Annotated in this window: 21 protein-coding genes and 6 pseudogenes; 9 read left to right on the forward strand and 18 right to left on the reverse strand. The window is 65.3% G+C overall.

Features of this window, described 5'->3' with window-relative positions; all coding sequences use genetic code 11:
- Positions 1 to 7 precede the first annotated feature (7 nt).
- The 5 genes and pseudogenes from MMSP_RS06510 to MMSP_RS06530 all read left to right on the forward strand — a co-directional run bounded on the left by MMSP_RS06510 (position 8) and on the right by MMSP_RS06530 (position 3,943).
- Complete coding sequence (locus MMSP_RS06510) at positions 8 to 1,168, forward strand: thiolase family protein (protein WP_036426262.1); 1,161 nt, start codon at positions 8 to 10, stop codon at positions 1,166 to 1,168.
- A 103-nt stretch (positions 1,169 to 1,271) separates the two neighbouring features.
- A complete protein-coding gene (locus MMSP_RS06515; protein WP_012396277.1) occupies positions 1,272 to 1,877 on the forward strand; it encodes a TetR/AcrR family transcriptional regulator in 606 nt (201 codons plus the stop codon).
- Entirely contained in the window at positions 1,874 to 2,377 is a 504-nt protein-coding gene (locus MMSP_RS06520) for a hypothetical protein (RefSeq protein WP_012396276.1), read from the forward strand. Before MMSP_RS06515 ends, MMSP_RS06520 begins: the two co-directional genes overlap by 4 nt.
- Positions 2,378 to 2,485: 108 nt before the next feature.
- Positions 2,486 to 3,758 (forward strand): annotated as a pseudogene (locus MMSP_RS06525) (cytochrome P450).
- Entirely contained in the window at positions 3,755 to 3,943 is a 189-nt protein-coding gene (locus MMSP_RS06530; RefSeq protein WP_012396274.1) for a ferredoxin, read from the forward strand. The pseudogene MMSP_RS06525 and the gene MMSP_RS06530 overlap by 4 nt, the downstream one beginning before the upstream one ends.
- Before the next feature lie 47 nt (positions 3,944 to 3,990).
- On the opposite strand, the pseudogene MMSP_RS06535 reads toward MMSP_RS06530, so the two are convergent.
- The 7 genes and pseudogenes from MMSP_RS06535 to MMSP_RS06565 all read right to left on the reverse strand — a co-directional run bounded on the left by MMSP_RS06535 (position 3,991) and on the right by MMSP_RS06565 (position 11,536).
- Positions 3,991 to 5,477 (reverse strand): annotated as a pseudogene (locus MMSP_RS06535) (PE family protein).
- 206 nt (positions 5,478 to 5,683) lie between these two features.
- Entirely contained in the window at positions 5,684 to 5,875 is a 192-nt protein-coding gene (locus MMSP_RS06540) for a ferredoxin (protein WP_020785963.1), read from the reverse strand.
- 10 nt (positions 5,876 to 5,885) lie between these two features.
- Complete coding sequence (locus tag MMSP_RS06545; RefSeq protein ID WP_020785964.1) at positions 5,886 to 7,088, reverse strand: cytochrome P450; 1,203 nt, start codon at positions 7,086 to 7,088, stop codon at positions 5,886 to 5,888.
- A 127-nt stretch (positions 7,089 to 7,215) separates the two neighbouring features.
- Complete coding sequence (locus MMSP_RS06550; protein ID WP_020785965.1) at positions 7,216 to 8,118, reverse strand: alpha/beta hydrolase; 903 nt, start codon at positions 8,116 to 8,118, stop codon at positions 7,216 to 7,218.
- Positions 8,115 to 9,770 carry an OB-fold domain-containing protein gene (locus tag MMSP_RS06555; RefSeq protein WP_020785966.1) on the reverse strand — a complete coding sequence of 552 codons (1,656 nt, stop codon included), beginning with the start codon at positions 9,768 to 9,770 and terminating at the stop codon, positions 8,115 to 8,117. Before MMSP_RS06555 ends, MMSP_RS06550 begins: the two co-directional genes overlap by 4 nt.
- A 135-nt stretch (positions 9,771 to 9,905) precedes the next feature.
- On the reverse strand, positions 9,906 to 10,202 hold the full coding sequence (locus MMSP_RS06560; protein ID WP_020785967.1) for a ferredoxin: 297 nt from the start codon (positions 10,200 to 10,202) through the stop codon (positions 9,906 to 9,908).
- Positions 10,199 to 11,536 carry an NADH-ubiquinone oxidoreductase-F iron-sulfur binding region domain-containing protein gene (locus tag MMSP_RS06565; RefSeq protein ID WP_020785968.1) on the reverse strand — a complete coding sequence of 446 codons (1,338 nt, stop codon included), beginning with the start codon at positions 11,534 to 11,536 and terminating at the stop codon, positions 10,199 to 10,201. Before MMSP_RS06565 ends, MMSP_RS06560 begins: the two co-directional genes overlap by 4 nt.
- Before the next feature lie 52 nt (positions 11,537 to 11,588).
- On the opposite strand from MMSP_RS06565, the pseudogene MMSP_RS06570 reads away from it, so the two are divergent.
- A pseudogene (locus MMSP_RS06570) lies at positions 11,589 to 12,061 on the forward strand (hypothetical protein).
- A 14-nt stretch (positions 12,062 to 12,075) separates the two neighbouring features.
- On the opposite strand, the gene MMSP_RS06575 reads toward MMSP_RS06570, so the two are convergent.
- The 6 genes and pseudogenes from MMSP_RS06575 to MMSP_RS06600 all read right to left on the reverse strand — a co-directional run bounded on the left by MMSP_RS06575 (position 12,076) and on the right by MMSP_RS06600 (position 18,041).
- On the reverse strand, positions 12,076 to 12,963 hold the full coding sequence (locus MMSP_RS06575) for an alpha/beta fold hydrolase (RefSeq protein ID WP_036426264.1): 888 nt from the start codon (positions 12,961 to 12,963) through the stop codon (positions 12,076 to 12,078).
- Positions 12,960 to 13,291 (reverse strand): annotated as a pseudogene (locus MMSP_RS06580) (Rieske (2Fe-2S) protein). Before MMSP_RS06580 ends, MMSP_RS06575 begins: the two are co-directional and overlap by 4 nt.
- A 61-nt stretch (positions 13,292 to 13,352) precedes the next feature.
- On the reverse strand, positions 13,353 to 14,498 hold the full coding sequence (locus MMSP_RS06585; RefSeq protein ID WP_020785973.1) for an amidohydrolase family protein: 1,146 nt from the start codon (positions 14,496 to 14,498) through the stop codon (positions 13,353 to 13,355).
- Positions 14,499 to 14,545: 47 nt separating this feature from the next.
- Positions 14,546 to 15,646, reverse strand: coding sequence for an amidohydrolase family protein (locus tag MMSP_RS06590; protein ID WP_020785974.1), 1,101 nt, complete (start codon positions 15,644 to 15,646; stop codon positions 14,546 to 14,548).
- Between the two features lie 295 nt (positions 15,647 to 15,941).
- Entirely contained in the window at positions 15,942 to 16,241 is a 300-nt protein-coding gene (locus MMSP_RS28075; protein WP_232022659.1) for a DUF4189 domain-containing protein, read from the reverse strand.
- A 342-nt stretch (positions 16,242 to 16,583) separates the two neighbouring features.
- Positions 16,584 to 18,041, reverse strand: a pseudogene (locus tag MMSP_RS06600) (phospholipase C).
- 311 nt (positions 18,042 to 18,352) lie between these two features.
- Here MMSP_RS06600 and MMSP_RS06605 point away from each other — a divergent pair.
- The gene (locus tag MMSP_RS06605; protein ID WP_051153771.1) at positions 18,353 to 18,967 is read left to right on the forward strand and encodes a nitroreductase family protein; all 615 of its coding nucleotides are present in this window, start codon (positions 18,353 to 18,355) and stop codon (positions 18,965 to 18,967) included.
- A 46-nt stretch (positions 18,968 to 19,013) separates the two neighbouring features.
- On the opposite strand, the pseudogene MMSP_RS28080 reads toward MMSP_RS06605, so the two are convergent.
- Together MMSP_RS28080 and MMSP_RS06610 are read right to left on the reverse strand one after the other, a co-directional pair.
- A pseudogene (locus MMSP_RS28080) lies at positions 19,014 to 19,136 on the reverse strand (NAD-dependent epimerase/dehydratase family protein); the annotation flags it as partial.
- Between the two features lie 3 nt (positions 19,137 to 19,139).
- Positions 19,140 to 19,640 carry a nuclear transport factor 2 family protein gene (locus MMSP_RS06610; protein WP_015357157.1) on the reverse strand — a complete coding sequence of 167 codons (501 nt, stop codon included), beginning with the start codon at positions 19,638 to 19,640 and terminating at the stop codon, positions 19,140 to 19,142.
- Between the two features lie 101 nt (positions 19,641 to 19,741).
- Between MMSP_RS06610 and MMSP_RS06615 the strand changes: the two genes are divergently transcribed.
- Positions 19,742 to 20,740 (forward strand): acyl-CoA dehydrogenase family protein, encoded by a 999-nt coding sequence (locus MMSP_RS06615; protein ID WP_020785980.1) that lies wholly within the window; start codon positions 19,742 to 19,744, stop codon positions 20,738 to 20,740.
- On the forward strand, positions 20,724 to 21,899 hold the full coding sequence (locus MMSP_RS06620) for an acyl-CoA dehydrogenase family protein (RefSeq protein ID WP_020785981.1): 1,176 nt from the start codon (positions 20,724 to 20,726) through the stop codon (positions 21,897 to 21,899). Before MMSP_RS06615 ends, MMSP_RS06620 begins: the two co-directional genes overlap by 17 nt.
- A gap of 100 nt (positions 21,900 to 21,999) precedes the next feature.
- Here MMSP_RS06620 and MMSP_RS06625 read toward each other — a convergent pair whose 3' ends face one another.
- From MMSP_RS06625 to MMSP_RS06635, 3 genes are all read right to left on the reverse strand, one after another.
- Positions 22,000 to 23,364: a cytochrome P450 gene (locus MMSP_RS06625; RefSeq protein ID WP_020785982.1), complete on the reverse strand. Its 1,365-nt coding sequence runs from the start codon at positions 23,362 to 23,364 to the stop codon at positions 22,000 to 22,002.
- Between the two features lie 14 nt (positions 23,365 to 23,378).
- On the reverse strand, positions 23,379 to 23,579 hold the full coding sequence (locus MMSP_RS06630; RefSeq protein WP_011738671.1) for a ferredoxin: 201 nt from the start codon (positions 23,577 to 23,579) through the stop codon (positions 23,379 to 23,381).
- Positions 23,580 to 23,687: 108 nt separating this feature from the next.
- Entirely contained in the window at positions 23,688 to 24,389 is a 702-nt protein-coding gene (locus MMSP_RS06635; protein WP_020785983.1) for an SDR family NAD(P)-dependent oxidoreductase, read from the reverse strand.
- Positions 24,390 to 24,647 lie beyond the last annotated feature (258 nt).

A 24,647-nucleotide genomic window follows, 5' to 3' on the forward strand; every position in this document is an offset into this window, starting at 1 on the left:
GCCGGACATGGGTGGAACAGGCCGTGAGCCAGTCATTGTCGAGGCCGTGCGCACGGCGGTGGGGAAGCGCAACGGAGGACTGTCCGGCATGCACGCCGCCGATTTGTCGGCCGTCGTCCTCAACGAATTACTGGAACGCGCTGGTGTCGGTCCGGAGATCGTCGATGACGTGATTTGGGGCTGCGTCTCGCAGGTCGGCGACCAGTCCAGCAACATCGGCCGCTACGCGGTCTTGGCCGCGGGCTGGCCGGAGACCATTCCCGGTACCACCGTCAACCGGGCCTGCGGATCAAGCCAGCAGGCCCTCGATTTCGCGGTGCAGGCGGTGATGTCGGGCCAGCAAGACGTCGTGGTTGCCGGCGGCGTCGAGGTGATGAGCCGGGTTCCTCTTGGAGCGGCCAGGGCGACCGGGATGCCCTATGGCCCGAAAGTATTGGCTCGGTATGACAATTTCTCGTTCAACCAGGGTTTGTCGGCCGAGCTGATCGCCAAGAAGTGGGGATTTTCCCGGGATCGGCTCGACGAGTACTCCGCCCTGTCGCACCAACGGGCCGCCGCCGCCCAGGATCGCGGCGCCTTCACCGACCAAATTGTGCCCGTGTTTCCCGCAGCCGCCACCGTTGTCGATACCGACGAGAGGGTTCGACGGGGGACCACCGTGGAGAAGCTGGCCGGCCTCAAGCCGGCGTTCGTCGAGGATGGGTTGATCCACGCCGGCAACTCCTCACAGATCTCCGATGGTTGCGCGGCGCTACTGGTGACCACCTCGGAAATGGCGCTGGAGCTCGGCTTGACGCCGATCGTGCGGTACCGCGCCGGCGCGGTCACCGGCGCCGACCCGGTGCTGATGCTGACCGGCCCGATTCCGGCGACCGAGAAGGTGCTCGGCAAGTCCGGAGTCTCGCTGGATGAGGTCGGGGTTTTCGAGGTGAACGAAGCCTTTGCGCCGGTACCGCTGGCTTGGCTCGCGGAAACCGGGGCGGACCCGGGGCGGCTGAATCCGCTGGGTGGCGCCATCGCGCTCGGACACCCGCTGGGTGCCTCGGGCGCGGTGCTGATGACGCGGATGGTGCATCACATGCGCGACAACGGCATTCGTTATGGGCTACAGACCACGTGTGAAGGCGGGGGTACCGCCAACGCCACCCTGGTCGAGCTACTCAGCTAGGCGCAGCCGACAAGGCAAAAATGACGCCCTTGCCATCGCGGCGCAAACCAACCTACTATGTATTCACTAGGTTGGTTAGCCCACGCGGTTCAGAGGGAATCCAGTGCCTGAAGTACGGCCGTACGACACGCTTCTCGCCAAAGGCGAGGATCGCAAACAGCGCATCCTGGGCGTCGCGCAGCGACTGCTATCGCGCAACGGCTGGCGCAACACGACCTTGGCTCAGATCGCCGGGGAAGCGGGCGTGACCCCTGCGGGTCTGCTGCATCACTTCGAGTCCAAAGAACAGCTGTTGCATGCGGTGCTGGATGCGCGTGACCTCGATGACGACGCGCATGCCGATCGCTTGGGTGACCTGATCGGCGAGATTGCCCAGGTCGCCGATCGCTTCACCCGGGCGCCCGAACTGGTCGGTACCTTCACCGTGCTGCTGGCCGAGAACATCGACCCCGATGCCCCGCTACATGACCGCCTGGTGTCCCGCCAGCGTGACGCGTGCGAGATCGTCGCCGAGGCCATCCGTCGTGGTCAGGAGGCTGGCCGATATCGCGCCGACCTAGATCCGACCGTCAAAGCAGTGGAGATCCTTGCCTTCATCCACGGAATGGAAATGACATGGTTGCTCGATCCTTCGATACCGCTGACCGAGGTGTTCAAGGAGTACGCCGAGGCACTCGCGCGCGACTTTTCCCTGCCGAGCACGACATGAGATATCGACTCGACGTCGTCGCCTCCACGGTCATCGACGTGGTGCGATATGCCGGCGGCTGGCTTTTCGACCGGGCCATGGCCGGGTGGGATGTCACCGTGCTGGTCGCCGACCACCTCGATGATCGGCCGCTGCACATTCTCGGAGCCCAGACGCTGGACCTCGAATGTGCGCTGGCGTCGGTGGCAACCCGGCCGCGTCCGCAGGCATTGGCGGCCGGGGCGGATCTATTTGGTTGCGACCCACGAGTGCGGCGCGGTGTGCTGCAAGCCATCGATCATGGCGTCACCGAGGTGACGCTGTGGGGGGAATCCTGGCCGGCCGAACTGGAGGCCAGCGTTAGCCGCGTGCTGCATCCGCTGAGCGCGGCCGCCCGGACCTTCAAGGCCGCCGCGCTGGCCGCCGCCGCGGCGGCACCGGGTGCGGTCGACGGCAGCGAGATATTCCGCAGCGGACTGGTGGCGCGGGACTCGGTCGCCGCCGATTTGGTTCCGGCCTGAGCTGCGAGTTCGTGCCGGTGTAGTCACCGCGCGCTCGGTGGTTGGGTGCATTGACGCCGACGGACCCGCTATGGAAATGTCATAATCATCTTTGAGAGGAAGGTTCTCATGAATGATTGTGCCGAGCCGGATTTCTTCCGCGACAGCGGGCTCGTCGAGAACCCCTACCCCTATTACGAGACTCTCCGCCAGCGTTGCCCGGTCACCGGCGAGGGCCACCACGGGGTGACCATGGTGACCGGCTGGGACGAAGCCGTCAGCGTCTTGAACGACGCCGAGACGTTTTCCTCGTGCATCTCGGTGACCGGGCCGTTTCCCGGTTTCCCGGTACCGCTGGAAGGCGACGATGTCACCGAGCTGATCGAGCGGCACCGCAGCGAGTTGCCGTTCAGCGACCAGTTGCCGACGTTGGACCCGCCGACCCACACCAACCATCGCGCCCTGTTGATGCGGCTGATCACCCCGAAGCGGCTCAAGGAAAACGAAGACGCCATGTGGGTGCTCGCCGACCGGGTGCTCGACGACTATCTGGCCGCGGGGGGAGGGCGAGTTCATCAAAGGCTTTGCGAGCCCGTTCACGCTGCTGGTGATTGCCGATCTCTTGGGCGTGCCGCCCGAAGATCGGCAAACCTTTGTCAACAACATCCACCACCACGCCGGTGGCGGTGTCGGGGGCACCGGCAAAGAGGCCTTGGCGCACAACCCGCTGGAATTCCTTTACGGAGCCTTCGCCGACTACGTGCGCGACCGTCGACGCGAACCACGCGAGGACGTGCTGACCGGCCTGGCCACCGCGACCTTCCCGGACGGCACCGTCCCCGATGTCGAGGACGTGGCTCGCGTTGCCTGCAACGTCTTTTCGGCGGGCCAGGAGACCACCGTGCGGCTACTGGGCGCCGCCCTGCAGATCATCGGTGAGCGTGCGGACATTCAGCAGCAGCTGCGCAGGGACCGCAGCTTGATCCCGAACTTCATCGAAGAGGCCCTGCGCATCGAGAGCCCGGTCAAGGGAGACTTCCGGTTGTCCCGGGTCCCGACCACCGTGGGCGAAGTCGACCTGCCCGCGGGCACCACGGTGATGGTGCTGCAAGCCGCGGCCAATCGGGATCCCCGACGATTCGTCGAGCCCGCGACGTTCGATCCCGCGCGCAAGAATGCCCGCCAGCACCTCTCGTTCGGGCGGGGGATCCACAGCTGCCCGGGTGCGTCCTTGGCGCGCGCCGAAACCCGGGTCGCCATCGAGCGCCTGCTGGACCGAACGGCTGACATCACGATCAGCGAGCGGGTGCGCGGACCGGCGAATGACCTTCGCTACCAATATGTTCCGACCTACATCCTGCGCGGCCTGACCGAGCTGCATTTGGATTTCACGCCCGCATGAAGGTCCGGGTGGACGATCAACGCTGTCGGGGCCACGGCATGTGCCTGACCTTGTGCCCGGAGGTGTTCAGCCTGACCGATGACGGTTACGCGGTGGCGATAACATCCGATGTCCCAATGGAATTGGAGGAAGCGGTCCGCGAGGCCATCCAATGCTGCCCGGAGCAGGCGATCAGCGAGAGTTGATGGTGCCCAGCGGCGAAGAGCCCGCGCCCCGGTAGTTTGTCCCCGGTTCAGCCGGAAAGACCGGCGACGCCGTCCGCGCCGGCGTCACCGAGGCGCCCGTCAGCGCTGGAAATGCCCGGCATGATGACAGCAGATCCGCCGTCGCCTCCGGCGCCGGGGGTGCCACCTGCCCCGCCGGTTCCCGCGGACCCGCCCGCACCGCTGGCCCCGGTGTGGCCGAAGAGCCCGCCGGCACCGCCGGCGCCGCCGTTGCCGCCGTCGCCGCCCGCACCGCCGTCTCCCCCGGTGCCCCCGTTTCCACCATTGCCGGCAAGCCGGTCATCGATGGCACTGCTATCTCCACCAGTGCCGCCGGTACCGCCCTGACCGCCGGCGGCGCCGGCACCGCCCATGGCGCCGCCTGCCGCCCGCGCCGCCGACGAACCCATTGCCGCCGGTACCGCCGTTTCCGCCGACGGCGCCGGTTCCGCCGGTTCCTCCGGTGCCCCCGGTCCCGCCTTCATTGCTGTCCGCAATGGCCGACCCGCCGTCTCCGCCGTTACCCCCCCGCGGCGCCGGCGCCTCCGGCTCCTCCGGTACCCCCGGTGCCGCCGACGCCAAGCTTTGCCACCGTGCCGGTGGTGCTGTCACCGCCGCGGCCGCCGTCGCCGCCCACGGCACCCACCCCGCCGGCGCCCCCGGTGCCGCCGACACCTCCCACGTAGTTGCCGTCGCCGCGGGCACCGCCCTCACCGCCGGGCTGGCCGACGGTCGCGGTGCTGACTCCGTAGTCCCCGGGCCCGCCGGGTGCGCCGGGCTGGCCGAGATCGGAGCCGCCGGGGGTTCCGGCGGCAGCCGGTGTGCCGGCGGGTAGCGGGCTGGGGTTGACGCCGGCGGCCCCGCCGGCTCCGCCCATACCGCCGTCGCCGCCGGGAATGACGGCATTGCCGCCGGCGCCGCCGTTGCCGCCGGCACCGTAGAGCAACCCGCCGTTACCGCCGGTGCCGCCGGCCGCGCCAGCGGCACCGGACCCGCCGATGCCGCCGCTGCCGAACAGGCCGGCATTCCCACCGCGCCCGCCGGTGGGGTGGGCGGTGCCGCCGGATCCGCCGGCCCCGCCGTTGCCGTAGAGCAGCCCTCCGGCGCCGCCGTCTGCGCCGGTGCCGGCCGCGCCGTCGGCGCCGTTGCCGATCAGCGGGCGCCCCAGCAGCGTTTGGGTGGGGGCGTTGATCGTCGCGAGTAGCTGTTGTTCAAGGCTTTGCAGCGGCGAGGCGTTGGCGACTTCGGTGGCCCAATAGGCGCCCGCGCCGATGTCCAAGGCCCTGACGAACTCGGCATGAAACATCGCGGCTTGGGCGCCGATGATCTGATAGCCGCGCGCGTAGGCGCCGAAGAGCTCCGCAACCGCTGTCGAGATCTCATCGGCAGCCGCGGCGGCTACCTCGGTGGTCGAGGCTGCGGCCGCGGTGCTGCCGGCATTGATAGCCATCCCGATACGATCCAAATCCATTGTTGCCGTGACTAATAGGTCCGTCGCGACCGCGACAAACGACATGTTCGCATCCTTCGATCGGAGACTGATGGCCCCGGCGGCGACCCGCCCATGGCCAAGCGAGTAGCTCACGCTAGCACCCGTGTTGTGCGCCGCATTCGGTTTTCGACCTGCAGTTATTCGCCGCCGCTAGCTACTGCGCTGCTGGCCGATCGACGTCGCCTCCGGTGCCCATGGAGGATGGTGGGCATCGGGAGGGCGCGCCGGTATTACCGCGTGATCGAGATGGCCTGCCGCGGGCACTGGCGCACCGCTTCGCGCACCAGCTCCTCGTTCTCGGGCGTGACTTCTGGCTGCAGAGCGGTCAACATGTCGTCGTCGCCGAGTTGGAACACCTCCGCGACGACGCCCATGCATATGCCGTTGCTTTCGCACAGGTCCCAGTCGACTTCGATCCTCATGGCAGCACCCCTACCGCAGTACCCGCACCGGCACGCTTTGCCAGCCGGCGACATTTTGCATGTGAACACGTTTGCAGCCCGCCCAGTCCACCTCGAAGGCAGGCATGAAATCGAGCAACTTCTCCAGCGCGATCGCACTTTCCATCCGGGCCAACGCCGCGCCCAGGCAGCTGTGAATCCCGTAGCCGAAACCGAGGTTGGTGGCTTCGTGCGGGTCGCGGTCGATGTCGAACTTGTCCGGATCGGTCCAGGCGTGCGGGTCGCGGTTGGTCGCACCATTGATGAGAAACACCGGCTTGCCGGCCGGAATCGTGAGGCCCCGCAGCTCAACATCTTCCATGGCGCGCCGGACCTGATATTGCGATGGTGCCTCATAGCGCAGCAGTTCTTCGACCGCGGCGGGGACCTTGCTGCGATCGTCGAGCAGCTTTTGCCACTGCTCGGGATTTCGAGCGAACACCACGGCCGCATTGCCGACCAGCTTGGTCACCGTCTCGGCGCCGGCTCCGCCCAAAAGGGTGGCGAATCCGGCGATTTCGAGATCGTCAAGGTTGGTCACCTGCCCGTCTTCGCGCTCGATCTCGGCGTTGATCAACTTGGTGAACAGATCATCACGCGGGTCGTCGCGCCGCTGCTTGACCAGGTCGTAGTAGCGCATCGCGGTGTTGATGTTGGCTTGCATGCCCTGTTCACCGACTTCGACCTGGCCGGGCTCGCGGGTCAGTGATTCGTCGATCCAATGGCGCACCTGCTGGGCGTGCCGTTCGGGCACGCCCAGCAGGGTGGTGATCACCTCAACCGGGAATGGGCCGGAAAACTCCTGCACCGCATCGAAGCACTCGGGGTCCAGCGCGCCGAGGTACTTGTCGATCTTGTCGATGACCGTCTGGCGTTGGGCCTGAATCGCGCGCGGCGTGAAGACCTTGTTGAGCAGGCTGCGCATGTGTCGGTGGTCGGGCGGATCCATGAAGATGATCGACTGCGGCGGCTTCTGGCCGGAGCGCACCATCGACAAGTCAATGCCGTAGGCGGACGAATACCTCTCGAAGTTCTTCAGCCCCGCCGCCACATCCGCATGGCGCGTCAACGCGTAGAAGTCGTACTGCTCGCTGTAGTACACCGGGGCTTCGGCTTGCATCCGCCGGTAGGTCTCCCATGGTCCGTTGAAAAACTCCTCGGAGAACGGATCGAAGACGACCTTCGATGTGGTCATTGCATACTCCTCGACGGCGAAGTGCGGGCTGCGGGCGTTACGCCGGAATTCTCGACTGTAACGCTAACGGTAGCGCTTTCGTCGCGCGTCGAAAAGGACCGGACCGGCCCGGCGGATCCGATCCGCATCAACCGGCCGCCGCGGCAGCGTCGCCATCCGGGGGGCGTGCGGACGCACAGTCCTCGACGAAGGACAACACCCGGCGGTGGTAGTCGGCGGCGGTGTGTCCGAGGCTGAGATTGTGCCAGGCCCCAGGGTGTCGACTGTTAACGAAATGCTCCGTGGCCGAGAACATATCGGCAATTTCGGCCAGTGCGCTCGGGTCGGCCCGGAATACATTGTCGTGCTCGCCGAGGGTGAACCGCACCGGCACCCGCACGCCCGGTGCGAGCGCCGGAAAGTCCTGGTTCGGCCAATTGAGGGCCACCGTGCGTTCGTAACGGGGAGCTGTCGAGGAGTTCGTGATACCCCGCCGAATGTCGTCCGGGTACAGGTGCATCGGCTCCCACAACAGCTCGCGCACCCCGGGTGGGCGATCCTGTAGCGCGGCCAACCGCATGACTTCCTTGGCGGCAGGGTGGTAGCGCCGTCCGGTGCCCCCCAGTTCGACGCCCAGCAGATCGGCGGCGCGCGGGCTGGTTGCCATCCGCAGCACCAACTCGCAGCCGCCCGAATGGCCCATCAGGAATAGGCCCGCCCCGCGGGGCCGCTGGTCGAGCATGCGATCGATGGCGCCGAATGCGAGATCGACGCGCTGCTCGGGGTGTTGCATCGCCTCCGGATAGGGTGCGGAACTGCCGTGGCCGGGCCGGTCGAGGGCGACGACGGTGAAGCCCAGAGTCGCGCCGAGTCGCAGCAGCGACAGTTGCGGGTGTCCGGGACAGTCGAAGTACGACGATGAGGTGCCGCCGCCGTGCAGTGCCACGACGGTGGCTTTGGGACCCGTGGGGTCTGCGGCCTCGGCGAGCAGGCCCGACATCGGCACGCCGTCGACGATCACCACCCGCGGCCGGACCAGGGCTTGGTTCATGTGTCGGCCCGCAGCAGGATCACGCCGCTGGGAGTCAGGCCGCCGCTGCTGACCACGCCGACCCGGGCGCCGGCGACCTGGCGTGCGTCCGCCTCACCGCGGAGCTGGGTTACGGCTTCGTGCAGCAGACCCATGCCGTGCGTGCGCCCGTGTGACAGTTGACCGCCGTGCGTATTGAGCGGTATCAGGCCGTCGCGGGCGATGTTCTTACCGCCGTCGAGAAATTCCTTCGCCTCGCCGATCCCGCAGAACCCCAGTGCCTCGATCCAGGACAGGCAATTCATCGTGAATCCGTCATAGAGTTCGGCGACGTCGACGTCGGCGGGGCGCAGCGTGGTGCGGGTCCACACGTGTGCCGCTTGGCCTAGCACCTGCGGTTCATGGGTGAGCGTGCTTTGGTCCCAGTCGATCCGCTCGATGATCTGCGTGCCCACGGCCTCCACCAGGGCGGGTGGTTTGGCCAGATCGCGCGCGGCGTCGACGGCGGAGACGATGACGGCTATCGCTGCGTCGCAGGGCACGTCGCAGTCGAAAAGACCGAACGGGGTGGTGATGGGCCGGGCGTTCAGGTAGTCGTCCATCGTCATCGGTGAGCGATAGACGGCGGTGGGGTTCAACTCGGCGTTCGCGCGTTGGTTCAGCGCGATCCACCCCAGCGTCTCTTTGGTGGTGCCGTAGCGGTGAAAGTGGCGCTGCGCGTTGATCGCCAGGGTGTGTGCCGCCGACGTCGCGCCGAATGGGTATTGCCAGCTGGTGGTCCGGCCGCCGGGCGGGGCGATCTTGCCCCGCTTCATCAGCTTGTTGTAGGTGGCTTCCCAGAGCGTGCGGAAACACAACACGTGACGCGCCAGCCCGCCGGCGACGGCGAGCATCGCGGCGATCACCGATCCGCCCAGCCCGAACGTCTCGATGCCGCCGTTGTGCCAGACCGGCCGGATGCCCAGCGCTGCCTCCAGCGCGGTGACGCCACCCTCACCGAAACCGCCGAGATTGCCGCCACCGGGGTAGGTGGACAGACCGTCGATGTCGTCGAACGTCAGCCCGGCATCGGCGACTGCCGCCTCGCAGGCGTCTACCGTCAGCGACAGCGGCGCCACCATCAGCCGGCGGCCAATGGTGGACATGCCGATCCCGGTGAGCGCCACCTTGTCCTCGAATTTCTGCGTGGTGAGCATGGGGCGCACATGTTCACCGAAGCGCTGCGGCGCGATCTCATCGACGGGCAGCGGGCGCGGTTGCGCGTCGGTGCGCGGACGAAACAGCGGTAGCCACACGTCCTCGATGCGCTCGAACACCACCTCCACGGTCTGGCCGAGTTCGATCCGATCCGGGTCGCACTCCACGATGTTGGTGGTCAGCCGGACCCTGGGGTCCTCGGCGATTGCCACTTGGGCGATCACATAGGGGGCAGGCAGGCCGGGCAGGCTGAACCGGTGGTTGACGGTGAATCCGGTGAGTGTTGCCGCACCGGAGACGGTCCGCACACCCATATCGCGGGATCGGCAGTATCGGCACACCGGTGCGGGCGGATGGATCAACGATGCGCAGGCGGCGCATTCCTGCAGGCGTAGCTTGCCGTCGGCGCCCGAAGTCCAGAAGAACTCGTTCTCGTCGGTGATCAGGGGCAGCGGACGTCCCGGTGCTGCTGACACTTCACCTCCGCAAGTTGAGCGCCCCGGCGTGAGCGGAAGGAGCATTATGCGAATACGAGAATTACGTTATCAGCTTGGGCTGGGCAGTTTCGAGACGTCTTGCCACGGACTTGCGCGGGCACCGAGCCCAGCCGGTCACCGGGTAAAACCCCACTGCGCCTCGTTCGACTCGGTTTTGAGGTGCTCAGCGGGATCTTCGGCGCTGGCCGGGGAGTGCTGCACCACATCTGGCTGGCGTTCTCCGATTTCGGTGATGGCATGCGCCGGGCAGTCCATCAGCGCCCGCAGCACCGCATCGCGGTCTTCCTCCCGCACCGTGCCGTCCCCGCTCAGGCAGGCGTATCCCCAATCGTCGAGCGTGAAGTAGCCGGGCGCTTGCTTGGCGCACAGGCCGAAGCCGTCGCAAACGGTGCAATCGAGACGAATTCTCATGGTTGCCTCACCGGTGCCGTGGCCTGGTAGGGGCGTTCGGCGCGAAACGCTCCGCCGGTTCTGCTCGAGCAGTCTTGGCAGGCGCCTTCGAGATGGCTTGCCACCTCGTCGGGAAATTGGCTCAGCAGGGTGGCGGCCGCATTGGTCGCCGCGTCCAGGGTCGCGCAGGCGCCGCGCCCGCGTAACACCACCGACCAGCGGCGCAGTCGATCGATGTCTTCGCTGGTTGCAGCGAAATCCCGAAGTGCGCCGCCAACGGCGGCCATGGCTGCGGTTCCGTTGAAACAGGACCCGCACTGCCCGGCGTTTTCGCGGTCGAAGTAAGACAACACCGAAGCCGCGACCGCGACCGGGCAGTCGTCGGTGATCACCGAGATTGCGCCGCAGCCCAGACCGCTGCCCAGCCGTCGCATCGTCTCGTGATCGAGTGTGGTGCCGAGCACCCCACGGTTGAGCAAGCCGGCGAAGTAGCCGCCCATCAAGACTCCACGGATCTTTGTGGGCGCAACCGCATGCAGTGCCAGCAGTTCGGAAAACGGTAAACCGTAGGGGAGTTCGTAGAGCACGGGTGCTCGGCCGGCTCCGGTGATGGTGGCCAGAAATGTCCCCGGCGACGATGGCGTACCCAGCGCGCGATACTCGCTCGCCCCGTGGCGGTGCAGGTACGGCAGATTGGCCAGCGTCTCGACGTTGCTGACCAGGGTGGGCCGGCCGCTGACGCCGTATTCGAAGGGGCGCGGCGGCTTGTCGGTTGGTTTGACCGGGCCGCCGTTGATCGCGCGGACCGCGGCGGTCTCCTCGCCGGCCACGTACCCGGGTGGTACGGCCCAGACACTGACGGCGATACCACCGAATGCGTCGGGATCCAGCTGTGTCAGGGCGCGTTCGACGCTGCGCGCGGATTCCGGGTCGGACACATAGACATAGGCGCGCGTGGCGGCCACCAGCGCCGCGGCCAGGCGCAGCCCATCCAGAACCAGGTGCGGGCGGTTGCGCAGCAGCCATCGGTCTTTGAAAGAGGCCGGCTCTCCCTCCTCGCCGTTGGCGATGACCACAGCGCCGCCCGCCGGCCCGGCACGGCGGCAGTTGTCGCGCACCGCAAGCATTTTCACCGCGAGCGGGAATGCGGCCCCACCGCGGCCGAGGAGTCCGCTCGCGTCGATCTCGCGCAGCAACTTGTCGGCGTCGCCAAGCGGGCGGTACCCGCCTTGGGCCCGGTACGCCGCAACGTCTTCGTGGTCCTGTTGGTCCGCGTGGCCGCCCGCCACGCGCAGTAACCGCGGCGGGCAGCCCGGCCAGGCGGTCGCCTTGAATGCGATGTCGAGTGCTTCCATCAATCAGCCCGCTATCGTCGCCGGTCGGTGATTGCGCGCTAGGGTAGCCCGCATGCGGACTGCGGTGGTGCGGGTCAATGTCGACCCGGCCGGGTCGTTGACCGCGGCCCAGTTACGCGCGGGCATGGCTGCGCTCCGCACGCGTGCCGACGAGGCTGGCGCCGGTGTGGTCGACAACGACCTCGAGTCGCGGCCGGTCGGCCGTCGGGAGGTGGAATTGCTTATCGCCGGTGACGACGTTGATGAGGCCAAGGCGGCGGCAATTGAGTTGTGCGCCGGCGCTTTCAGGGTACGACCGGTGGTCGGCGTGGTCACCTTCATCAGCAGGGGAACCGACGACGATGCCCACGGTGTGCTGTCGGCCTTTGGGCTCGTCGGCGAGATCCTTCGCGAACCCGGGGACGACGGCTATGACATTGTCTACGTCACGCTGCGCGAAGCCGACCTCGAACGTGTCCCGGAAAGCCGAATTCACACGCGCTGGAAGCGTCGCTCAATTGCGAGGTCCATATCCGCACCGGGTAGCCCATTGTGAGCAGTCACGAGTCCAAGAACTTCAGGATCGCGGGTGCTGCCAGCACCCAGGTGTCAAACATGTTGAAGTGCTTCACCCTTCCTGCCGCGCGATCCTCGGCGGCACGCTCCCAAGCGTCTTCCGGCCAGGGTGGGTCGATCAGCTCGGATCCCTTGATCAGGCAGCTGACCTCCAATGAGGTCCGTTTGGGATGATCCCAATCGTTCTCGCCGCCGCGGATGATCAGCGTGGGAACCTTGATGCGATCGAATATTTCGTCCTCGACGCCGGGAATGGTCTGCCCCGGTTTGGACACGAAGGCGTTGAGCCAGCGCAACATGACTTTCAAGAACTCGTCGCGGTCCAGGTCGAGGAACCGTTGTCTGTTGGTGGGGTTTGCTTCGATGCGCTCGCGCCACTCGGGCACCTTGAGCAGCGCCTCAATTCCGGTGCCGCGCGCCGCCAAAATGCTGGGGACCAGGTAGTAGGAACCCAGCACGAAGGTGCCGTAGATGCCACCGACGATATTCCACACCACTAGTTTGCTGACCAGCTCGGGAAAGAGAATGGTGGCCAGGATGGAATCCCGCGCCCCGCCGGAGCCGCCGGCGATGATGCACTGCTGGACTCCGAGGGCGGCCAACAAGCCGTGCAACGTCTCGGCGCGCATGTGCGATTCGCTTTGCCCGTAGAACTGCACATCGGACGCGCCGCAGTTCGGACGATCCCACAGCAGCACCCGATAGCCGCCGTCGACCAAAGCCAGGGCGAGCGGCCGCAGGCCGGGGATGTCCTTGCCGAATCGACCGCCCGGGGTCAGAACAATGAGATCTCCTGAATCGCCAAGGATTTCGTAAACCACCCGACCGCCGTTAACCTCGACGGAGGATACGCGATTGTCCTGCAATGTCATGCCATCACCAGCACATCTCTACCGATAACCCGGACCGGGTAGGTGCGAATGCTCCACTCCGGTTTGACCGCGGTGGTCCCGGTTGCCAGTTCGAAACCCCACTGATGCCAAGGGCAGTAGATGAACTCGAGATCGCGCACCATCACGGCGTCACCGGGTGCGCTCTCGTCGACCATGGTGCGTCCCCGGGAGCGGCCCGAACACAGCGGACCGCCTGGTGCGGGCAATAATTGGCTATCGCGTAGAAGGTCCCGTTGACGTTGTAGACACCCACACCGTGCCGGCCGATCGGCACCAGTTTGTGGGTTCCCGGCGGAATCTCGTCCACCGTCGCAACGATGTGTTCGCGCCCCTGAGCCAGCCGTGGCCGCGTTATCTTCTCGCCCAATTCAGAACACCCGGGTCTGGCCTTCGAGAACCGGCACCGTGTCCGGCAGGTGGTAGGTCGCGATGCCGTTCTTGTACATCACCGCGTCCCGGGCCGCTTTGGGCAGATGTTTCACCAGCCAGCGGGGGTCGTCGAAGGTCCAATGTGGGTAGTCCGAGGAGTAGAGCAAGATCTTGTCACCCTCCATCCAGTCGATCGCCCGGGTCAGCTCCGTCTTGTCTTCCGGGTAGTCCAGGGGCTGCGTGGTGAACTTGATGTGCTCCTTGACGTACTCCGACGGCTTGCGCTTGATGTCCATCCGAGACTTGCGGGCGTCATAGAGCGCGTCCATGCGCCACATCAGCGGCAGGATCCAGGTGAACGCATGCTCGACGAGCACGATCCGCAGTGTCGGGAATCGGTCGAAGACACCGTCGAAGATCAAACTCATCACCTGGTTGGCCGCCAGTAGCGAGTAGGTGACCATGAAGTCGTGGTTGTAGCTGGGGTAGCCCACCGGTGGCGTTGGCAGCATCTCGAAATTGCTGCGGGAAAGGTGACAGCTCACCGTGATGTCATGCTTGGTCGCGGCCGCCCAGATGGGGTTGTACATCGGGTGGCCCCAGCAGGGGCGGGGTTCGGCCTTGATCAAAACCTGTGCCATGTAAGGGTGTCCGGCCCACTCCTCGATCTCACGCGCGGCCCCTTCCGGATCCTCGACCGCCGCGCAGATGGAACCTCGCCAGCGTTGGTGCCAGTTGTTGTGGCTGTCGAGCCAGTGATTGGCCTGCCAGCGATTCAGCGCGGTCGAGTACGCCTGATGCGCCTCGGGCAGGCGCGGTGTGCGCCCACCGGGTTCGAGGATCGCGATGTCGGAGCCGGCTGCCATGATCAGCTGGCGAAACGCCATGTCCGGATCGCTGCCGGGGAACTCGCCATCGGCCGGGAAGGTATCCACCCGCATCGCGAAGCTGTGTGCGTAGTCGGGCGCGTCGTAGTAGATCAGCTCACCGACCTTGTGGTCGAGGAAAAATTTGCTGCGCCAAGGCTCGGGGATGTACGGGCTGATCTCACCGCGCTTGGGCACCGGATGAATGTCGGAGTCGACACACCGGACGGCGATGCGCTCGGCTGCGGGAACCCGTTCGTGCATATGAGTCAGCGTCATGTCGATCTCCTCAACGTCCCTCGTCTCTATTCTGCGACGGCCTCCGGCTAGCCACTAGTGAGCTCGGCAGAAATATCGATCCCGTACAGCTCGGCCGCGTTGCGCCAGCACAATTTCTCGCGCTGATCGGCCGTCAGCGCGGTGGGTAGGTTGCGGACATCGCGGACGTCGTAGCACTGCCAATGGGGATAGCTGGAGCCGAACATCACCATGTCTTCCTTGCCGGTGAAGCTCAGCCACTCATCGGCGAACTCGACGTCACCGGGACCGTCCAGACCGCCCTGGATGAAGTAGACGTGGCCCGGCAAATAGTCGCTGGGTATCCGTGGGGCCCACGGGGTCTGTTCAAGATGCGGCCGGCCGAAGGTATCCATCCGCCAGATAAATGGCGTGACGAAGTCCGCTGCGCCGTCGGCCCAGACGAACTTCAGCTCCGCGAAGCGTTCGAACACCCCTTCGGCGATCATGTTCATCAGGTGATACAGGTAGTTCAGCGCCATGAAGCTGACGTACTGCTCGTAGGTGCGCGTGTGCCCGGACGGCGTTGGCGGAAATCCGATGCCCTCGCCCGATTCGATGTGCACGGCTACCGGAAGACCTGCCTCGACCGCGGCTTCCCACAACGGCCAGAACTGTGGCTTGCCGTATAGCTCGCGGGACTGCAGCGGCACACCGATCTGTACCACGCGCGGGTGAGCACGCCACTTCGCGACTTCTCGTACGGCGCCGGCGATGTCGTCGGGGTTCACCCGGATGGTGCCGCGGAAGCGATCGCCGAATTCGTCGTGTTCCAGCCAGCGCGACACCATCATCTCGTTGTGCGCGGCGTGTAGCGCGCTGCCGAGGTGCCGATCCGGCATGATCCCGCGGCCCATCGGATGCAGTACCGCCACATCGACACCACGCCGTGAAAACAACTCATCGGCAACGAATTTCGGGTCTGAACCGGGATATTGGCGGTCCGGCCCCTCGGTATTCGGCGCGTATTCACTACCGGGGGCTCCGTACCAGTCCATCTCGTAGTCGGGGAAACCCCGGCTCTTGAAGGGCTCACGCAGGAAGCTGCGCAGATCTTTGTTGGACGGAAAGAAGATGTGCACGCTGGCATCGATCACTGGCATGCGCGTCCCGTCGGCATGTTCAATCACCAAGGCACCCTCCAGCTCCGGCGAACATCACAAGCGCGGCCGGGGTATCTGCTAGCGAAGCTAACATTCTTCGCTCCCGCCGATCAACGTCTTTGCGGTAAGCATTTCGGTTAATCGTTTGTCCTGCTAGAAGATGTAATTATGGACGCCGACACAAGTCATGTTCTGTACTGGAGAGAATAACATTCTCATTAGCTGGTTGTGGAGCACAATCTCCGTGGCGGGCGTTGCTGCGGTGCGCTACCGACTTCTGTCGCCGGCCTTTCGCGTGATCGCGGCCGCGGCGGCCATGGCCTCAGTTGCACGCCGAGGTTAAGACCCAGCCGCCGCCAAGCCTGGCCTTGGCATCGTGTCCGGCCGCCTGGTGGGACCGGCCGAGTCCGCCGTGGAAATTCTGGCCGTCATGGGCTATGGCGCCGCACCGAGTGAAGACGCTGAGCACGTTGCAGCTGGGGTGTCCGCAGGTGGTCAGTGCGTGAATCTCGGCCTGTGCGCGCTTGCGGTGGCCCCACGTTTTGCCCACCGCGCCGTTGTCGGCAACGGCGATCGCGCCGTACCGGGGGGCAATCGGAGGGATGGGCGGGATGGGTGGCATGGCAACGGGCGAACTCTTGTCGCTATGCGCGAGGGCCCGGTGTGGAGGTGGGCCAAATGGCTGAACCATCGTCACGATCAGCGCGGCCACAGCAACCGCGCCGGCGATCGCAACCGCGATCCAACGGCGCCGTATCGCAGCTATCCTCTGCCTCCGGTCCGGCTTCACGATCTCCTCCCAGTTTACGTGTTTGTAACAACTTCTTTCCAGGGTACATGCGCCGAGTGCACCCGCCTGATGTTCTGAAATCGGTTACGGCGCAACCCTGTCCGGCGTGGCGCCCGGTCCCGGTCAATAGTTGCGGCCGGTGCGGCCAACGATGGCTCAACGGTGGCCGGCGGCTCAGCACAGGCCGCTGGGAATCCCCCTGGCGGGCGTGGTCTCCTGGGCGGGCATCGCTTGCGGGTAGGGAACCCGGTAGGGCGGATTCAGCTCAAATATTCCCGCCACCGCTTCGACCCCGAGCCCGCATTGCGCCAGTTGAGGCAGGACGCGTTTGGACTGGTTCAGGTTGGGGCGCGACGGGTTCGGCGGCACGCCGAAGCGTGTCTCGATCAATCGCAACTGTGACGTGTGGTCGAACACGTCGTGGGCCACCAGCCCGCCGCGGCTGAATGGGGAGATAACCAGGCCGGGAACGCGATAGCCCAAACCGATCGGGCCGCGTATACCGCCGGACCCGCGGACCTTGTCGATGTCAGGGACGGTCAGATATTCGCCCGGCGTCCCGTCCGGTGGGGTGGGCGGCACCACGTGGTCGAAGAACCCGCCGTTTTCGTCGTAGCTGACGATCAGCGCTGTCTTTTCCCACACCGCCGGATTCGACAGCAGAATCCGCAGCACGTCCATGAACGCGATGGCCCCGCCCGCGTTCGGCATCGCGGGGTGTTCGGACTCCAAAAAGTTCGGAATCAACCAGGAAACCTGGGGCAGGCGATTGGCTTTGACGTCGGTGGCGAAGTCCCGGGGGTAGCGGGGCGTGGCCCCGAAGCGAACCAGATCCGACCTTGGGTCTTGGGCTTGGGTGAACCATCGCACAATCTCGCCGTAACCCACGTAGCTGTTCACCGCGGGCCCTAATCGCTTGTCGTAGTACATTTTCCAGCTGACTCCCGCATCGCTGAGATGCTGCGGCATGATGGGCCAGCTGAACTTGCCGATCGGCGGGGTCGGGATGGTCTCAACCAGGGGCCCGCCGTTGGCGCCGTCGGGATCGAGCCAGGCGCTCACCCATTACAGCCGGTTGGGAAACGTGGGCCCGATCACCGAGCAAAAGTAGTGGTCGCAGACCGTGAATGTGTCGGCCAGCAGAAAATGAATCGGGAGATCATCGCGGGTGTGATAGCCCAGCGTCGCGGGGATGTTGGCCGCCGAACGGGTCCGTGCCTGCGCCGGTAGCCAGTTGTCGTTGGCTCCGCCGTTCCACGAATCGTGCAAGGTGGCCCAACCATGGTCGGGGTCATTGACACACGCGCCATTGAGCAACGGGGGTCTGGTGGTGTCGAGGCGGAACGGCGGGGTGGTGCTAGCCGGGTCCGGCGCCTGCGTCCGTGGGTTCCAGCCCTTTTGCGCAAACAATGGCGTCGGGGTGTCGAAGCCCTCGACGTCCGACAGCGTGCCGAAGTAGTGATCGAACGACCGATTTTCCTGCATTAACAGCACGATGTGCTCGATGTCGGTCAAATGTCCGGAGCACGGCCCCGCGCCGTAGGCTTTTTCGATCACCGGCCCGGCCAATGACATGAGTGCTCCGGTACTGGTGGCGGCGGCCAACTTGGCCAAAAACTCACGCCGCGACATCTTGTCGACCGCGTCAGCCCATGTCATCACGCATCCTTCTGCACAGGTGGAAACTGTATCTTTCGGATGCCGACCTGCCCCGAAATGTCAACGGGTGTGTCGCTTGGGGACTTTGCTGGCGTAAAGCAAATTCGTTCCTTGGCGCAGAGCCGAATTCGTCCACGCTCCGCGGAGTTGATCCGGTTCGGAAAGCGCCCGCCCCTCGAAATCAAACTCGAACGCTATCGGTTTGGTGGCAATACTGATATGACGTTGAGGTGCCCGAGGCAGCCAGCCCCAGCGGCGGCGCGACCGGTGACATCTGGGAGGTGATGTCGACCGCCCGGACGGTCCGCCGCTTCACCGACCGGCCGGTCGACGACGCCACCCTTGCCCGGTGTCTGGAGGCGGCCACGTGGGCGCCGTCCGGGGCCAATGCTCAAGGCTGGCGCTTCGTGGTGCTGCGATCGCCCGAACAACGGGCGGTGGTGGCCGCGGCGGCGGCGCGCGCGCTGGCGGTGATCGAGCCGGTCAACGGAATGCGCAGGCCGGCGGCCGACGATGACAGCCGGCGTGCTCGCACCTACCGGGCCACCTACGAGTTGCACGATCGGGCAGGCGAATTCACGTCAGTCTTGTTCGCCCAGCAGCATTACCCGACGGCGTCCGAACTTCTGCTCGGCGGATCGATCTTTCCCGCCATGCAGAACTTCCTGCTGGCCGTCCGGGCTCAGGGCTTGGGCGCCTGTATGACCAGCTGGACTTCCTACGGCGGGGAACGGTTGCTGCGCGAGGCCGTCGGCGTACCCGAGGATTGGCTGTTGGCCGGTCATATCGTCATCGGTTGGCCCCAGGGCAAACACGGGCCACTGCGTCGGCGGCCGCTTTCCGACGTTGTCAATCTGGATCGCTGGGACCGGCCGGCCTTTCCGGGGCTTGGGAGTTAATCGACCAAGTGTGCGGTGGTGGCCAGCGCTTCATCGCCGTACTTGGAGCCGATGAGCCGCCACGGAGGTCCATTGCGACCACGGTGTGCCCACGGCGCAAAAGGATCTCGGTGCAGCGCTTGCCGATCTGTCCGAAGGCGCCGGTAACGAGCACGGTCTCCGACGTCATCGGTTACCGGCCCAGTCGGTGCAGCAGCGCCGCCGCCGCGTCGCGGAGCCGAGGTGAGATCGGCACGGAAAAAGGGGGATTGAAGACGTCCTCGCGCAACCTGGTCAAGGTGGAACTCTTGATGAGCCACGCGCCATCGAGCTTCTCGTAGGTTTCGTGGTAGTGACCACGCCCGTCGAGGTTGACCCCGGGGCCCAACCGCACCACATCCTGCAGCGCCCAGACACCGGTCGCCGTCGTCGGCGAGCTCAGCGTGATTTCCGGCGCGTGCACCTGATGCACGGTGGGGCGCGAGGGCCTTCCCAAGGTGGCGCGAACGTAGGCCACGAACTCGTCGGCGCCGTGGATTACCTTCCCGCCGCAGCGTGAGGTGTCGCTGAGGAAATCGTCGGTGAACAGCGTCCGCCAGTCGTCCCATCGTTTGGTGTCCAGGTAGCGGCAGTATCGGGCCTTGAGCTGCTTGATCGCCTCGATCTCCCACAGTGTCGTTGCGGCGTCCAGCATTACCGTCCCTTCCTGCACCCCACAGCCCTGTAGTGAGATTATCGCGTCCGATACTGAGAATGCTATTCTCGCCAGAGAGCGCACGAGGGGAGGCGGTCCGCATGCTGTTGGAGTTCGATGCTGATCAGCGGCTCTGGCAGGCGACGGTGCGCGACGTGGTCACCAAGCAATGCCCGCCGTCGCTGGTCCGCAGCGTCGCCGAGAATGGTGCCGACTCCGATCCGCTGTGGAAGGTGTACGTAGACCTCGGCTGGACCGAGTTGAACGATCCGGCTAGCGCGGTGGAGTTGGCGATTGTGCTCGAGGAGTTGGGCCACGCGACCGATCCCACTCCCTTCTTGGCGACGATGAGTCAGTTCGCGCCGCTGGCCGCCGGTTGCTTCGACCCTCATCAATCGGGCACCGCCGTGTACAACGGGATAACGGTGCGCCGGGACGCGCAGGGGTGGCTGTTGGACGGGACGGCACGCCATGTCCTGGAAGGGGACCGCGCAGACCGGTTGGCGGTGGTGACCGACGCTGGGGTGTTCATCGTGGCGGCCAGCCAGGTTTCGGCTCGACGTGAATCCGTCTTTGACCCGGTGCTACACGTCGCGGACCTGTCCTTTCGCGAGGTCAGGGTGCCGGAGAACGCCCGAGTGGGCGTCGACGCCGAGCGGGCTCGCCACATCGCCCTGACTGGCATGGCCATCACGATGGTCGGCGCCTGCCAGCGCATTCTCGATCTGGTGCTCGAACATGTGCGCAGCCGTCACCAATTCGGTGTGCCGATCGGCTCCTTCCAGGCCGTCCAGCACAAGGCGGCGGACATGCATGTCGCGGTGCAGCGGGCCCGGGCCCTGGCGTATTTTGCCGCGCTGACCATCTCCGCCGATGATCCGCGCCGGCGCCTGGCCGCGGCGATGGCCAAGGCATCGGCGGGCGAGTGCCAGTCACTGGCGTTCCGCCATGGGCTACAGCTTTTTGGCGCAATGGGATTCACCTGGGAGAACGACCTACAGTTTGCGCTCAAACGGGCCAAAGCGGGCGAACTCATGCTCGGTGGTGCGGCGCAGCATCGAGCCCAGATCGCTGAGGAATACCGTGCAGCTGACTTTTGATCCCGACGTCGAGGCGTTCCGGACCGAGTTTGCCACCTTCCTCGACGAACACCTTCCGCCGGCGAGTGAAACGGTAGAGCGCCCCAGGTCGGTTTCGCATCTGCCCCAGTGGGCACGTCGCTGGCAGCGACTGCTGTTCGACAACGGCTGGCTGCTGCCGGGCCAGCCCCCAGAGTTCGGCGGGCGCAACGCGACGGTGGTTCAGCAGTTCGTACATCTCGAGGAACTGTGCCGCCGGCGGATCTATCACAGCCTCAACCCGCAGGGCGTGAATATCGTTGCCGCGTCGATACTGTCGTTTGGAACCGACGAGCAGAAGCTGCGGTGGGCGGTGCCGATACTGCGGGCGCAGATCACCGCGTCGCTAGGCATGAGCGAGCCCAGCGCCGGCTCCGACCTGGCGTCGCTGCGCACTCGCGCCGTGCTCGACGGCGATCACTTCGTGGTCAACGGCCAGAAGGTATGGACCTCGGGGGCCCATGACGCGGACGTCCTACTGACCTTCGTGCGCACCGACCCCGACGCGCCAAAGCACAAGGGGATCAGTGCATTACTGATACCCACCGATACCGCCGGTGTGGTGCGCCGGCCCTTCCCGTCCATCTGCTCCGCCGATGACCTGGACTTCAACGAGGTGTTTTTCAGCGACGTGAGGGTGCCCGCCGCGAATCTGGTTGGGGCGCTCAACGGGGGATGGCGGGTGGCCAATGGATCGCTGGGGCACGAGCGCACCATGATGTGGCTGGGATTCGCCGACCGGTTGGACAATCTGATCGCAGACTTGCATCCGGTCACCGAACTCGACCATGACCGATACGCCACCATGGTGATGGACAAGCAGGCCCTGCGGCTCTTGGGTTCGGTGGCGCTGGCGCGCGCTTCCCGAGGTGAGGACGACACGTCCGCAATCTCGGTGCTCAAGCTGCTCGGTTCGGAAGCCGAACTGCGGGCCAGTGAACATGCTTTGGCTGCCGCCGGATCCGACGGGCTGATTCACCCCGCACTGACCGGGCCGTATGCGCCGATGAATTTGGATCACTACTTCGCCAGCTGGTTCGAGCGATACGCCCGCAGCTTTTCCGGCATCATTGCCGGGGGCACCTCGGAGATTCAGCGCAACATCATCGCCCAGCGGGTACTGGGGCTACCCCGCGGCTGATCCCCCGTGCCGCGCGGCCCCCTTTTCCTGGCGAGCAGACGCGAAATCGCATCATCGCCCGCTACCTGATGCGATTTTGTGTCTGCTCGCCGGAGGGGCGTCAGTCGATGACCGCGGCTTGTTTGCGCTCGGTGACGGGCCGCGCGAGTTCCTGTTCGTCGCAGATGCGTTGCAGCTTCGCGAGAGTCTCGTCCAGGCCCGCGCCGACCTTGCGGCCCGGGGTGAACGTTGCGGGCAGCTTGCGCATGCCCTGGATGACGCCGATGGTCTCGTAGTGGACCGCCCCGTCGGGGTCACACCGGTAGTCGGGCATCCGGTCGGCGACGGCGCTCAGCATCGACTTGAACACCGTGCGCGCCACGTTGGATCCGATGCAGCGGTGTACGCCGATGCCGAAACTGAAGTGCCGGTTTCCCCTACGGTCCAAGACGAGCTCGTCCGGGTCTGGGAAGACCTGCGGGTCGCGGTTGGCCATCGCCCACGAAATCCACAGCCGTTCAACCTCTTTGAAATGGATGCCGTCAAATTCGACGTCATCGGAAAAGGTTCTGCCATCGCCGGGGGCGGGGGTGAAGTAGCGGAGGAACTCCTCGGTGGCGGAATCGATCAGGGTATCGCGGTTGCGCCACAGTCGCTCGCGCTCGTCGTGATGCTCGGAAAGCCATTCCAGCGCATGGGCGGTCAGCGTGGTGGTGGTGTCGAATCCGCCGCCGATGACCAGGCCGAGATTGCCGAGGATCTCCAAATCGGGTGCGGGTTGGCCGTCAATACGCATCTGGACCAGGGCATTCACCAGACCGGGCCGGGGGTTATCGCGAATCTCGATCATGTTGGTCACCATGTCGAGCCCCATCTGTCGGTGCATCTCGGTCACCCGCTGAATGTCAGGGGAATGTTCCGGCGTGTACACCGCCGCATGGACTGGCTCACTGTAGAGGTTCCACTTCTCGAGCGGGATGCCCAAGATGGCCAGGGTCAGCACGGCCGGAACGATGTTGGCCAGATCGTCGACGAAGTCGATGCTGCCCTGTTCGATCCTCTCGTCCAGGCAGGCGCGCGTCACTTCGTCGATGAACGGCTCCCAGCGTTTGACCGCGGCCGGCGATAGATATGGGTTCAGCACGCTGCGATAAATGCGATGCTCGGGGTCGTCCATCTCCAAGATGCCGCCCCGCACGCCGTTGATGCGGCTCGCCGCTGGGATCGAGATTCCCTTGTAGCCGCGACGTTGGTTGTTGACGTCGTGATCGTTGGACACCGCCGGGCAGCGGGCCAGCTCGAATACCTCATGGCTGCCAGCGGCTACCCAGTGGCCGCCATAGGTATCGCTCCACGCCATGGGGCAGGTGGTGTGCATCTCCTCGGTAATTGCCTTGAACTGCGATCGGTACTCGGGAGAGTGCCGGTCGAATTGGTACCGGTTCTTCTGGTGATCGCTGTCGCTCACTACATCGTCGACACTCAACGTGCTGTCTCCCTTTATGTTTCGTCGGTGATGACGATGGCCTGCTCAGGGCAGGAATGAGCGGCCTCCCGGACCAGGTCCCACTGATCGGCAGGAACCGTCTCGCTGATTGCCGACGAACTGCCGTCGATATCGCTGAGCTGGAACGAATCCGGAGCGATCATCGCGCACAGGGTGTGCCCCTGGCATCGTTGTGGATCAACCCAGACCTTCACCGTGCCTCCTCCCATCATGGGACTGCACCTCTTGTTGCTCTTGTTGTCGTAGCGCCTGGGGCACCGGACGGCGCGGTGCCTGACCTTCCACGCTTCCCACCTCCACGCTCAGGTGTTCCGGCCGCCGTTGACACCGAGGATCTGACCCGTGATGTAGCCGGCTTCCTCGGACACCAGAAAGGCGCATGCCGCCGTGATGTCTTCCGGCTTGCCGATCCGGCGCACCGGGGTGCGGGCGATGTTCTGTTCGATGTCACCGAGGTGCCCCTGCGCGGCGGCGTTGCGCAGCATGGGGGTGTCGATGAACCCCGGCGGCACCGCATTGACGGTGATACCGCTGGGCCCGTACTCGAGCGCCAATGCCTTGGTGAGTCCGTTGACGGCGGACTTCGCCGCCACATAGTGGGTCATATACGGAGTGCCCGAATGCGTGCTCGACGATGAGATGTTGACGATTCGGCCCCATCCCGCCGCCACCATGTCGGGCAGCACCGCCTGGATCGTGTGGAAAACCCCATTGAGGTTGACGTCGATCACTCGCTGCCAGTCCTCGAAGGTGATGTTGCTGAACCGCTTGAACCCGTCCAAACCCGCGGCGTTGACCAGAATTGTGACCGGGCCCAGCCGCTGGCGAATCGCCGCCAACGCGGCATCGACCTGCGAGCGGTTGGTGACATCGGCGGAGAAGGCAAGCCCACCGTCGGGGGTTTTGAGGTCGAGGGTGGCGACATCGATACCGTCGGCGCGCAGCCGCCGTGCGATGGCCAGCCCAATCCCGGATGCGCCACCGGTAACGACCGCGGTTTTCATTCCGCCAATATCCGAGGCGCTGGTGGGGCCGTCGCAATCTCAATCATAAAGAATCGCCCTTGCAATTATGAGAACCATACTCTCGGACGAAAGCGGCTCGCAAGCTAGCCGCGAAACGGGGTGTGGCCAGCGGCAATGGCCACTCGGCGGTGGACGCTGAGCGATCGCTTAGCCGATAAACGGTGCAAGCCGGTCGGGCGACTTTTTTTGAACTCTCGGGGGGCGAATGTAAGATTCGCCTGAGATGAGAATCAAATT

Origin of the sequence: Mycobacterium sp. 012931, assembly GCF_000419295.1 — a bacterium.
Taxonomy (GTDB): Bacteria; Actinomycetota; Actinomycetes; order Mycobacteriales; family Mycobacteriaceae; genus Mycobacterium; species Mycobacterium marinum.